Genomic DNA, 13,027 nt, shown 5'->3' with positions numbered 1-13,027 from the left:
TGGCAGTCAGCTATTATTAGACCAAATCCTGTCAAAAGGTACTGCTTACTGCTTCAAATATTTGTTGATGCGTCCTTCTGCCTCTTTATCCACCCACCAGTAATCGATGCCGACGGCGTTGGTCGGTAATGTGTCTGTATGACGGTATTGATCCCAATAAGCAACGTTGGTGCCAGACTTACCATACAATGGTACGACATAATGACCCGCTCGCAACAACCGATCAAGCACCTGCGTATATAACACAATTTCGTCACGATTTTTGGCATTACCAAGAGCCGCGGCCACCTCATCGATGGCTGCGTTTTTGATACCAGCACTATTATGATTGCCAGGCTCATCAGCCGCCGCACTACCCCAAAATGCAGCCTGCTCAGCACCAGGAGACAGACTTTGGGCAAACACATCGACGACCATATCATAATCAAAACGGCGCGTTCGCTCGTAATATTGCGGCCCATCCACTTGACGCAAGGTTGCCTCAAATCCTAAACGTTTTAAATTGCGAATATAAGGCAAAAGCACACGACCCATGGTCTCGCCTGTCATCAAAATCTCAATTTGAGCGGGCTGACCATTCGGCTGATATAGCTTCATATCATCATAATAAAATCCAGCATCTAGCAATAATTGCCGCGCTTTTAGTAACCCTTGTCGATTAAAGCCATTGCCATCACTGGTGGGTAGCTGCCATTCTGCTAATACAGCTTTACGCTGGATCGGTTCAAGCTCAGACAATAAAGGCGTTAACACCTGCATCTCTTCAATAGACGGTGTACCAGTTGCCGCAAGCTCCGACCCGTGAAAGAAACTCTGCAATCGCTCATATTGACCATGAAACAAAGTTTTATTCATCCACTCAAAATCATAAGCAGCCGTCAGTGCTTGGCGCACCCTTATGTCCTGAAAGATTGGGCGGCGCAAATTCATCACCAACGCCTGCATTGGCACTGGATTTTGACTGGTTATGGTCTCTTTTTTGATAAGACCTGCTTTCACTGCAGGGAAATTATAACCACTCACCCAATTTGATGCTTTGTTTTCAGGGCGAAAACGGTATTGACCAGATTTAAATCCTTCAAAGGCAATCTCATCGCTTTGATAATAAACGAACTTAATCATGTCAAAATTGTAGCGACCACGATTGACCATCAAATCACGACCCCAGTAATTGGGATCACGTATGTAGCTCACCGAACGCCCTGCATCGACGCGCCCCAGCTTATAGGGCCCACTACCCATCAAGGGCGTCAGGCTGATTTTTTCAAAATCTGTATCGATTGAGGATTTTGCAAAAACAGGAAACTGACCAACCGTCAGTAGGATTTCTTTGTTCTCAGCAGAGGCAAAGACAAATTTGACTTGCTGCTCGTCAATAATTTGAATGTCCTTGATATCACCCAAATAGCTGCGAATAGACATGGGACCTTTGTTTAATATTGCATCAAAAGTCGCTTTGACATCATGACTGGTCACAGGTGTCCCATCCCAAAAACGGGCGGCAGGGTTGATGTGATAGACAATCCAGCTCGTATCTTCTGGATTATAGGTTACCTTGCTTGCCAGCTGCGGATACATGGTAAACGCTTCATTTAATGAGCCCGTCATCAAAGTATCATACAGATAATCCGTACCGATCATCGCCACACCCGTCGTCATCCATTTATTAGCACTGTTGAACGTACCGCGGGTATCTAGCGACAGCGTACCGCCTGACGGCGCTTTTGGATTGGCATAGGGCATATAAGGTGCATTAATATAATCAGTCGGGCTATTGTGCCCAAGCGCTGTCGTTGTAATAGGTGCCGCAATACTGCTCGGTATCCAGCTGACGGTGATGGCTAGCAAAACAGCTTTTAGCAGGGCATTTTTTCTTATCATAACGTTATAACAAACCTCTATGCTAACCAATTCAGGGGTGAATAATAAAGGCTGACGGCAAAATCGCGCTATAGCAAAATTTTATCATAACAAACTTAGGTTTTTTAACACCTTAGCGCAGAAGCCCCTTACTTCTAAAGTAGTGGGATGAATGCGTTGTTGGTAGTAACTATTTCTACATATGGTATTATTAATAATACCATATGTAGAAATATAAGCACCGTCTGTATGCCCACTCAAATTCTAAAAGCCCATAAAGTTAGGCTATATCCTAATGATGAGCAACAGATATTCTTTGCTAAATCATTCGGCTGTACGCGCTTTATTTGGAACAAGATGCTTGGTGATAAAATGGCGCACTACAAGACCACTAAAAAACACCCCAGCACAGTACAAGGCTGAGTTTGAGTGGCTCAAAGAAGTGGATAGCTTGGCATTGGCCAATGTGCAGCAACAGCTAAGAGCTGCCTATAACAAGTTTTTCAAACAAGGCACAGGCTTCCCCAAGTTCAAGAAAAAAGGCATCAAAGACAGCTACACCACCAACAACCAAAAAGGCACAGTTTCACTCACTAACCATACCGTTAAACTGCCAAAAATCGGTCACATCAACGCCAAGTTCCCCAATAAAATAAACGGACTTATAAAAAGCGCCACCATCAGCAAAACCCCATCAGGCAAGTATTATGTCAGCTTATTGGTTGAAACTATCGTTAATGAATTACCAAAAACCAAATCAAATATCGGCATTGATTTAGGATTGACCCACTTCATCGTCTTATCAAACGGATGCAGAGTTGCCAATCCTAAGTTTCTATCGAAGCTGCAAGACAAGCTTGTACGTGAACAAAAGATGTTAGCCAAGCGTAGAAACGTTGCCAAAGCACAGCAGCGCAAGCTGACAGAGAGTCGCAACTACCAAAAGCAAAAAGTTAAAGTCGCTAAAGTCTACGAGAAAATAATCAATAGCCGCAAAGACTTTCTACATAAGCTTTCATTCAATATCATCAAAAACCACGATGTGATTGCCATAGAGGACTTGAATGTAAAGGGTATGGTTAAGAACAGGAAACTGGCTAAAGCCATATCGGACAGCTCATGGTCAGCCTTTACCACCATGCTGACCTATAAAGCAGCATGGTACGGTAAAACGCTGGTTAAAATAGACCGGTGGTATCCATCCTCTAAAACGTGCTCAGGATGCGGTCACTTGCTAACGAAAGCTGAACTACCGCTGTCGTCAAGATCTTGGAATTGTCCAAGTTGTCTGCAAGAAAATGACCGAGACCTCAACGCCAGTATCAACATCTTAAATCAAGGGTTGCTACTGGCTAAACACTCAAAAACTGTCGGTGCGACAGGGTTAGCTTAGTCAATTCGCTTAACCGCTGATACAGAATATCGTATCAAGTATGAGCGTTACCTAAGAAACCTCTAACTCTAAGGTAGTAGGTAGTTCATCCTAATGGTTTGCTATGTTACGCGGCATCAGTGCGACATCCATCAGTATTAGATGTAATGGCAGCAGATATTGGACGCTTCTTCCTAAAACTACGCATCGATAAATATACTCATAAAAAAAGACGCAACTTGTAAAAGCGGCGTCTTTTATTTTAAAGGCTATTATGACTTATGCATGCTTTTTTTCGAACGCTATCATAAAGTCGACTAATTGCTGTACCCACTCAAGTGGTACGGCGTTGTAAATACTGGCTCGCATACCGCCCACATCGCGATGGCCTTTTAGATTGAGCAAACCAGCTTTTTCTGACTCTTCTAAGAACACTTTATCAAGGTTACTGTCTGCTAAAGTAAATGGCACGTTCATGATAGAGCGATACTGAGGATCGACTGGGTTGTTATAAAAACGGCTGTCATCAATTGTATTGTAGAGCAGATCTGCTTTTTGCTGGTTGATTTCACCGATAGCAGCCACACCGCCCTGCTCTTCCAACCAATCAAACACCAGTCCTGCTAAGTACCAAGAGTACGTCGCTGGCGTGTTAGACATGGATTCTTTGTCTGCTTGATGCTCATAATTCAGTAGCATGGGGCACCACTCACTTGCCTGCCCCAATAGATCATCACGAATAATAACGATGACCAAACCTGCAGGACCAATGTTTTTTTGAGCGCCCGCGTAGATCATACCAAATTTAGATACATCTATCGGCTGTGACAAGATAGAAGATGACATATCAGCGATGATTGGTGCATCTACTTGTGGTGGCTCGAATATCTGTAGACCATGGATAGTCTCATTGGCACAGTAGTGAAAATAGTCGGCATCGTCACTCACATTCCAATCACTTTGGGCGGGTACAGTCGTAAAGTTGTCCTCTTTACCAGTCGCGACCAAGTTTATCTTACCCAGACCAAGTGCTTCATAGCGCTGGGCTTCTTTAATCGCCTTACCTGACCATGCACCAGTCGTCAAATAATCGCCGCGTCCACCATTGAGCAAGTTCAATGGAATGGCAGAAAACTGTAAGCTAGCGCCGCCTTGTAAAAATAGTACTTTATAGTTATCTGGTATCTCCATGAGCGTGCGTAGCTTAGCTTCTGCTTTGTCAGTGATCGCCATGTACTCTTTGCTACGGTGACTGACTTCCATGACCGATAGGCCGCGACCTTGCCAGTCGAGCAATTCGCTCTGAGCACGCTCCAATACGGATGTTGGCATCGTGGCAGGGCCAGCACAGAAGTTTGGCAGACGATGCGGGTTACTATCATTAGCAGTGGGTGTAGACGTTTGGGTTGTAGACATGATCACAGTCCTAGATATGATGAAATAAAGAAGCGACCTTTATTTCAGTTTGTTGATAAAAAAATTTACATCAATATCAGTTTTAATATAGCTCAATGAGATATGCGCTCCCACAGCTGACGTTTAGCATCACTATCCGCAATCATGTCGTCTAATGTAGGCATAGTCATAAGGTTGGGGTGCTGAAGACCTTCAGGTAGTACTGTTAAAGCAGCAACTTTTATCTCTTCGCGCAGACCAATTCTAAAGACATATCCAGCAAGGCTGGCATTGGCAAGCTCTACTGTGTCCATACCGGCACAAATTGGGAATGAGATCGTCTCATGAGTCATTGAGAGTGCTTGAGTGATATTATTCCATAGCTTTTGGCTATCACTATTAAGTGCTTGAATATCAACCAATATCACCCAGTCACCATAGCGTCCACCTTGTAAGTTAAATGGTGCTACCTTTTTCAAGCTGTCGTCATTTACACTATCACTATTATGACTGCTTTGAGACAATTGATGCGGCGCAATAGGCGCAGTTGTTGACTGCACTGCTTCATCTATAAAAAATGCGGCGGTTTGGTTTGATTCGATATCTGGACTATTGTGAAGATTAGGTGCATTTGAAGTAGCAGATGCCTCATTGCTCACACTATCAAAACTATAGGTGACTGGGCTTTGTTCAGTGGCTGCTTGTTCATCAATACCTAGACCATGAGCATCGTTATTCACATTATCATGGTCACTGCTATAAGAGTCATTTATATCATAACCACTGGTCGGCTGAACGACTGTCTCTATGGTTTCAGCGATGACTCCAGCGCTCGCGGGTTTATTATTCGCGAATTCAGTATCAATAGAGTCAATATTTGAGTGCTCAACCGAATCTATCGTGATACCTGCTATATTTACGGTACTTAACTCAGGCCGCACCCATTGATTGATACCCATCATCGCTAGGATTTGGCGTTGCTGCACACGGCGCTGCAATACACTTAGCGGGTCTTGGATATCACTCATACGACTCTACTATCCTAATTATGTTGTCTCTATTGTTTATTGTTTTTTAGATGGTTTTGGTAGTTCTTATCAAAAAAGCTGCCGAACGCCTAGCCAGCGCTCTGACATTGCGAGCAGGCAATCATATTCATCTTGGCTGATTATCGTATCGTGTAACATCACGGTATGCAATGTACTTAGCCATTGTCGATATTCATGATGAGCAGGTCTGATCGTGCTATCGTCATTATAATCTATTTGCCTACCCTCCTGTTGTCTCTCTGGATAATTAGTACTACCCAAAGTACTTCTGGGCCGATTGATAGAATGATTAGTAGATATAGGAACCGCAGCAATAATCGCTAATAATTGAATACTATTTAAGTGTTGTGCTGTTAATAACAACCATTGCAAGTTGACATCGCTCACTGTCGTCAAATCAATATCAACCAAACGCGCATGACGTCTCAAATCTACAATGTAATGCGCCACACTCTCATCACCTTCACTCAATAATGAGCGCTCATACATTGAGATCATCTGACCTTTAGCGTCTTTTGACAGGCGATAAGCCAGTAAAACCACCATCGACATCTGAGCATCTCTCAGTGCCCCAAATACCTGCCCTGAAGGATCTAGTTGTACCTTTACGCCTTCTATACCAGTTTTGAGTGTCTGTGATGATAGAGTTTGCGCATCCGTATCGTGTAAAACCTCAGATAACATCGGTAGTAACTGCTGTAATTGTAGCGCTTGCCATAGTGACAGTATGGGTGATTTTTGCCTCTCTACAGCTAATGAATGATTTAATGAATTCGCTGCTGAGTGACAGTCTTCACTCGATATTTTTTTATCTGCAGAATCACAAGCTAAGCTTTTAGTTAAGTCAGATGTCAGCTGTTGGTTAAATAACTCAACTATGCCTTGTTGATAACGCAACAACATCGTACGGCATTTTGCTTGTTTTTTATAGTACTGATCGCTTTCGTGACTGTGTTCGCTGTCACTTCTAAGCTTTAATTTTTTGATATGTATTTCAGATAAGTCATGTCGACGTAACTGGGCTAATGCAAATACAATCAAAGCACTGTCCAAACGTCTATCCAAATTGGCCACTATGGTCAGTAGCTTAGCATCTATCCTATGCGGTAATACTTGCTTATGACTAGTAGTGTCACTTTCAATAGAAAAGCCCTCACCCCAAATATCATTCAAACTATAAGTGGCAGTCGTTAATAATGGTTGAAGCTGATGACAAAGCATGACCACTTCTATGAGCGCTTGCGCACCAAGTGGATGATAAATATGATCGAGTATATATTGCGGGAGTGACACCTTTTGAATATCGCTCGCTTCAATCAGTGTATCTTCTGGTAGGTCAGCGTCAGGTTTGGCCTGCCAAGGCTTCAGCAAATTATCGGTATCTATAGGTGCTATTTCTACCTGCAAGCGACCATCGATAATTGTATCTACCTCTTTAGTGAACTCCAGACCTTCATTTGTCTGGTTCTTACTGTTACTTGCAGCGTTATCAAAAATAGCGTTCTGCTTATGGTTTTTTTCTACATCAATACTGAATAATGATTGATGCGGCAATTGAGACTTTTTCTGTGAATTTTTGCTTAGGCTATTTTCTGTAATATCTCCCCAGTTTCCTGAGCGACGCTGCCGATATATTTCTTTTATTTTCTGCTGATTGATCCGCTTCTCTTTAGCGACTTGTACGGCAAACTTACGATAGGCATCAGCATTAATGGCACTCATACGCTCTATCAAGCTTGGATGAGTGGCAAACCAAGACACATCACCCAAGTCCGCGCCACTACTGGCAAAGAAAAAATGACTGAGTCCGTTGATATCAGCAACGCTCGATAATCGTGAGCCAAGTGAATCTTGGTGAATGGCTTTTAAAGTTTCTATGATCGCAGGCGAGCGCGTTAACTGCACGCTGGTTGCATCAGCAAGCAGCTCACGCTCACGATTAAAGCTGTGCTTAATCAACTGAGCACTTGCCATACTCGAGAAACTTAGACCATGGAGCAGTAATGTCCAGACACTACGGGGTGCTTGACGATCGATCGCAGGTCTACTTTGCACCCACCGAGACTCACGTTTGGCTGATGCCTGCTGTTGCTGTGATTGTGTCTGCCAGTACGCAACCCACTCACTTTGCGTGGTAAAACGGGCGGTCTGCGCCTCTATACTGCGTGCACGACTATCAACTTGTCTCTGTGAAAAAGGAATATCGGTGGCAATTGTATTATCAAGATAGCGACTGTTAGGAATTGGATCACTCCAATCATATAATATCTGTAGCCCAGCTAATACCACCATCAGCTGTAGATTGAACGTGGCATCACCATGTAATATATGACCATACTCATGACCAATTAGCCCGTATAGCGCCTCATCAGACAACTTATCTAGCGCACCTTGGGTGATGACAAGTACCATATCTTGGCTATGACGACCCGCGACGAAGCCATTAATACCTTGCTCATTAGGCAATACATATAAAATCGGTGTACTCAAACCTGCCGCAATCGCTAACTGATGGGCAATTTCATAATAACGACGATAGACGGGTGGAAAGTCGCGCTCATCGCGTACGGCTATATGACGTGGGCTATAGTGAACTTTCTCTTTGGTTTGATGTTGATGCGCCACCCCATGACTGTGCTCCCATGGTGCCTGACTGTTATCAATAAACAGTCTGACCGCCCCTACTCGCTGAGCAATAGCGCGACCACCCGCTCTTAAGCGCCGGTATTCTAAAAAACTCCCACCAACGAAACTGCCTAATATAAAGAGAATGACGAGTATCAATGCCCAATGATATATACCACCCGTGAATATCGTTAACAGCAGTCCCATGATAGCCAGTGCTACCGCCATATGAGCAAGCACAATCAGAAAAAACAGTCCATAGAGCAATAGACTGCGCCGTGTACGTATCCGCTGTTCACCAAAAAAATCCATCACCTGGGCTGCCTAACATTGGCCAAATTTATCTAAATCCTAGCCCAGATTAACATTCGGTGCTTTAGCAATGGCATCTCTGTCTGCGAATACCAAGGGACTAAGCGGACGAAAGCCAAAAGTCGTACTGACAAGATTGTTAGGAAACACTTCACGATCATTGTTGTAGAACATCACGCTATCATTATAATGCTGACGGGCAAAACCAATGCGATTTTCTGTGTTGGTCAGCTCATCCATCAACTCTCTGAGCATACTATCGGCTTTAAGTTCAGGATAGGCTTCTACCACTGCCGAAAACTGACTCAACGCTTTGGACAACATGCCTTCTGCTTTGGCAAATAGTGCCATGTGCTCTTGTGAATCTGGCTGATGCTTATGCGAGTCTTGTAGATTTTGAGCATGATTGCGTGCGCTAATAACTCGTGTCAGTGTCTCTTCCTCATGAGTCAGATAACGCTTGGCTGTTTCGACGAGATTTGGAATCAAATCATGACGACGTTTGAGCTGCACATCTATCTGCGCAAAGCCGTTCTTTGCTTGGTTACGTGCACGTACCAATTTATTAAATATGGACACCCCAAATACAATAATTAGCACCACAAATACAATGAACAGCCAAACAAACATCTTCATAACCAAACCTCAAAGTGTCCAGAATGTTAATAAACGTTAATGCATTGTATTTTAACTCATATTAATCAATGAAGCTTTTAATTTAAATAAGAAATCGAATGAAATTTTGGACAAAAAAAAGCCCTTTGCAATGAAGGGCTTAGTACAGAATACCAATGTATTAGGTACTTTATTAGAATATCTATCAAATTTTAGGCAAAAAAAAGCGACTCCATCAGCACATCCTCGGCACACATCAAATCTATTACCGTTGCTACCTTCCGGTCCTGGCGGGATTCATAGAACAATGTTGCGAGGCTACCAATGGAGCCACCGGATGAGATTATACAAGGATTTTTTAATTTTACAACCCCTATCTCAAAACTGTTTGTTTTAATCGAAAAATAACCCAGTAACCTAGCTCACAAAATTCTCACAGCAACTTATACAGATTTTGCTATTTTAGTGAATGAAGTTGCACACATGTCCGCATTTAAGGTAAGCACCTTGTAGTCAAAAAGTGGCTCGAATGAAGTTGCACACATGTCCGCATTTAGAAATTGAGACGCACAACTTCCCCTTCCCATATGAAAATGGATTTTAAAAACATTCATATGAAGACTATTAAAAATAATTTAGGAGATAATAATGAAAAATGCTCTACTGAATAAAGCGGCACTCGCTTCTGGTACGGTTTGTTTAATGACTGCAATGATGGGCAGCGCCCACGCAGAGCCAACAGGCTACGACCAACTGACGTTTCAGACAGAAATAAAAGAAGAAATACAAAACGATGAAGTACGTGCCAGCTTATACAAAAAAGCACAAGCAACTGACGCTAAAACATTAGCGACAATGCTCAACACGTCAATCAATAATGCTATGAAAATTGCTAAACGCTACCCAAGCGTGACTGTGAGCACCGGGCAGCAGCGCACCTATCCACGCTATGACAAAAACGACAAAATCATTGGCTGGACAGGTCAAGCAAACATAGACTTGAAAAGTACAGACTTTGCAGCAACCAGTCAGCTGATTGCTGATTTACAAGAAACCTTAGTCATGGATAACCTTAACTTTGGCGTCTCAGATACCAAAAAAGATGCGCTAGAGCAAAAGCTAATGACCGAAGCATCTCGCGCTTTTCAGCAGCAAGCGAAGAGTCTAACTCGTGCTTGGGATGCGCGCGGCTATCGCGTCGTGAATGTTAATTTGAATACCGGTAGCAACTATCCACGTCCAATGTATAGCGCTATGAGCATGAAATCAGGAATGGCAGACGAGTCAGTACCAAGCCAAAGTTTTGAGTCTGGTAACAGCACTATCTCAGTCACTGCCAATGGTACAATCGAGCTGACCAAATAAATAGTGATAAGCTCATATAACGTTAGACAGAATAAATAAATAATAAAAAAGGCAGATGCGATGATCACGTCTGCCCTTTTTGTTTATACATTACTAATGACTTTGTTACTGAGATACAGCGTCATTACCGCGCATTTTTAACAAGACCTTTTGGTGCCATGGTAAGCGCTCATAAGCCAAAAGCTGCTCGGCAAGCTTCTTTTTATTCTGTAGAATTAGGGTGTTTTGAATGACATGTACCGTACGATTGACTTGCTGCCCTGTTTGTCCTGATACCTTCTTGACTACAGCGCGGATGCTATGAGGGCCTGGCTGCAGATCGACTGTCGCGACGGAAGCACTTAATCCTTGGGCGATTTCTTTATCATCCAAATAGATACTCACTTGATCGCCATTCTGTAGCGCAGGCTTTACATCAAGCGCGATGACGATACTCTGTGCAGGACGCTGATAGGCACGCTCAGTACTCGGCTCAATCATACTCAACTGATAGTTGATATTCACCGCAGGTTTGGTGGCAGCGGCAGCTGGAAGGTCAGTATTGCCTCTGACCTCACTTGGCATGCCTTTTGGGGCGCTACTTTCGCCGGTATTGACGCTGGTCTGGCTGACTTGTTTTCCTGCTTGATCCTCATAAGACTGCGGACGATCGGTAAAAGTCACTTGACCTGTCTGCTCATCAATCACTTTATAGATGGGTGTTGCGTTGCTGAGAGGCGCACAAAGGCTAGCCATGATAGCCAATGCTCCTAACTGTATATTGCCTCGTAACAAATTCCGCTTTGATAACAAACTCATAGTCAGTCAACCTAATTAGTGTCTACTATAAATATACTTCTATAAGAACTATTATGCGATACTTTTGGTGCAAAATCAGTAGGATTTGATGTGAAATCAATGATATTCAAAAAAATATCATTTGTTAATACCACTATATTTTTGAACAGGCACAAAAAAACCAGCCAAGATTCACTTGACTGGTTCTTTTTTATTGAATTAACTTAACCGACTAATTCATTATTAGCAGCTGTAGTACATATCAAACTCGACAGGGTGTACAGTCACGTTTAGACGTTGTACTTCATCTTCTTTAAGTGCGATGAATGCTTCTAGCATGTCTTTGGTGAACACATCGCCTTTTAATAAGAACTCATGGTCATCACGCAGCGCTTGTAGTGCGACGTCTAGACTCTCTGCAACCGTTGGGATTTGCGCTTCTTCTTCTGGTGGCAAGTCATACAAGTTTTTGTCAGCTGCTTCGCCTGGATGCATTTTGTTCTGGATACCGTCAAGGCCTGCCATCAATAGCGCAGCAAATGCCAAGTATGGGTTCGCCGTTGGATCAGGGAAACGAGCTTCAATACGTACGGCTTTCGGGCTGCTCACATGTGGCACACGAATAGATGCTGAGCGGTTAGACGCTGAATACGCAAGCTTAATAGGTGCTTCATAATGTGGTACAAGACGCTTGTAGCTGTTGGTTGATGGGTTGGTAATCGCGTTCAATGCACGAGCGTGCTTGATGATACCACCAATGAAGTACAATGCAGTCTCAGACAGACCCGCATACTCATCACCAGAGAATGTGTTTACACCATCTTTTGAGATTGACATATGCACGTGCATACCTGAACCATTGTCACCAACGATTGGCTTCGGCATAAAGGTCGCTGTTTTACCAAACTGGTGCGCAACGTTATGAACAACATATTTCAATTGCTGAACTTCATCCGCTTTACGTACCATTGTGTTGAACGCTACACCGATTTCAGACTGGCAAGACGCCACTTCGTGGTGATGAACTTCAACGCGGCCTTCACCAACGATTTCTTCGATACGTTCACACATGACAGCACGCATATCGTGTGAGCTGTCGATTGGTGGTACTGGGAAGTAGCCGCCTTTGACGCGTGGACGATGCGCCATGTTGCCCCACTCATAAGTCTCGTTAGTTGACCATGCCGCTTCTTCAGCAGTGATTTTATGACTGACGCCAGACATATCAACTGACCATTTTACATCGTCAAATACAAAGAATTCAGGCTCAGGACCGAAGTAAGCAGTATCACCGATACCAGTTGACTTTAAGTACTCTTCAGCGCGACGTGCGATAGAGCGTGGATCGCGATCATAGCCTTGTAGCGTTGATGGCTCAATAATGTCACAAGTCACGACGACAGTAACCGCATCAAAGAACGGATCAACGAACGCTGTTTCTGGGTCAGGACGCAAGATCATATCAGACGCTTCGATACCCTTCCAACCAGCGATAGATGAGCCATCAAACATTTTGCCATCTTCCATGACATCTTCATCGACAGTAGATGCTGGGAAGCTAATGTGTTGCTCTTTACCGCGCGTATCAGTGAAGCGAAAGTCAACCCATTTAGCATTAGAGGATTGAATAAGATCTAATAATTTGTTCGACATACAT

Annotated in this window: 10 protein-coding genes and 1 other RNA gene; 3 read left to right on the top strand and 8 right to left on the bottom strand. The window is 43.4% G+C overall.

Annotated features, from left to right (window positions below; translation table 11 throughout):
• Window positions 1-45: 45 nt before the first annotated feature.
• Window positions 46-1,878 carry an extracellular solute-binding protein gene (locus tag JMX83_RS02430; protein ID WP_201598813.1) on the bottom strand — a complete coding sequence of 611 codons (1,833 nt, stop codon included), beginning with the start codon at window positions 1,876-1,878 and terminating at the stop codon, window positions 46-48.
• Between the two features lie 231 nt (window positions 1,879-2,109).
• On the opposite strand from JMX83_RS02430, the gene JMX83_RS15320 reads away from it, so the two are divergent.
• Both JMX83_RS15320 and JMX83_RS02425 read left to right on the top strand, forming a co-directional pair.
• Window positions 2,110-2,283 (top strand): helix-turn-helix domain-containing protein, encoded by a 174-nt coding sequence (locus JMX83_RS15320; RefSeq protein ID WP_265089472.1) that lies wholly within the window; start codon window positions 2,110-2,112, stop codon window positions 2,281-2,283.
• Complete coding sequence (locus JMX83_RS02425) at window positions 2,225-3,253, top strand: transposase (protein WP_265089471.1); 1,029 nt, start codon at window positions 2,225-2,227, stop codon at window positions 3,251-3,253. The genes JMX83_RS15320 and JMX83_RS02425 overlap by 59 nt, the downstream gene beginning before the upstream one ends.
• A 258-nt stretch (window positions 3,254-3,511) precedes the next feature.
• Here the strand turns inward: JMX83_RS02425 and serC are convergent, their stop codons facing one another.
• From serC to ffs, 5 genes are all read right to left on the bottom strand, one after another.
• Window positions 3,512-4,648, bottom strand: a complete 1,137-nt coding sequence (gene serC, locus JMX83_RS02420; RefSeq protein WP_201598752.1) for a 3-phosphoserine/phosphohydroxythreonine transaminase — start codon at window positions 4,646-4,648, stop codon at window positions 3,512-3,514.
• Between the two features lie 92 nt (window positions 4,649-4,740).
• Window positions 4,741-5,655 (bottom strand): DNA polymerase III subunit psi, encoded by a 915-nt coding sequence (locus JMX83_RS02415; protein WP_201598750.1) that lies wholly within the window; start codon window positions 5,653-5,655, stop codon window positions 4,741-4,743.
• A 69-nt stretch (window positions 5,656-5,724) separates the two neighbouring features.
• A complete protein-coding gene (locus JMX83_RS02410) occupies window positions 5,725-8,613 on the bottom strand; it encodes a M48 family metalloprotease (protein WP_201598811.1) in 2,889 nt (962 codons plus the stop codon).
• A gap of 39 nt (window positions 8,614-8,652) precedes the next feature.
• Window positions 8,653-9,249 (bottom strand): LemA family protein, encoded by a 597-nt coding sequence (locus JMX83_RS02405; RefSeq protein ID WP_201598748.1) that lies wholly within the window; start codon window positions 9,247-9,249, stop codon window positions 8,653-8,655.
• A 209-nt stretch (window positions 9,250-9,458) separates the two neighbouring features.
• An RNA gene (ffs, locus tag JMX83_RS02400) (signal recognition particle sRNA small type) lies at window positions 9,459-9,555 on the bottom strand.
• A gap of 321 nt (window positions 9,556-9,876) precedes the next feature.
• On the opposite strand from ffs, the gene JMX83_RS02395 reads away from it, so the two are divergent.
• On the top strand, window positions 9,877-10,593 hold the full coding sequence (locus tag JMX83_RS02395) for an SIMPL domain-containing protein (protein WP_201598746.1): 717 nt from the start codon (window positions 9,877-9,879) through the stop codon (window positions 10,591-10,593).
• A 105-nt stretch (window positions 10,594-10,698) separates the two neighbouring features.
• Here the strand turns inward: JMX83_RS02395 and JMX83_RS02390 are convergent, their stop codons facing one another.
• A complete protein-coding gene (locus JMX83_RS02390) occupies window positions 10,699-11,391 on the bottom strand; it encodes a DUF4124 domain-containing protein (RefSeq protein WP_201598738.1) in 693 nt (230 codons plus the stop codon).
• Between the two features lie 222 nt (window positions 11,392-11,613).
• Window positions 11,614-13,023 carry a type I glutamate--ammonia ligase gene (gene glnA / locus JMX83_RS02385; RefSeq protein WP_201598736.1) on the bottom strand — a complete coding sequence of 470 codons (1,410 nt, stop codon included), beginning with the start codon at window positions 13,021-13,023 and terminating at the stop codon, window positions 11,614-11,616.
• Window positions 13,024-13,027: the final 4 nt, after the last annotated feature.

Source organism: Psychrobacter piscatorii (assembly GCF_904846415.1).
Lineage (GTDB): Bacteria > Pseudomonadota > Gammaproteobacteria > Pseudomonadales > Moraxellaceae > Psychrobacter > Psychrobacter piscatorii.
The sequence above is the reverse complement of the archived record's forward strand: the minus strand, read 5'-3'. Positions and strand labels throughout refer to the sequence as shown.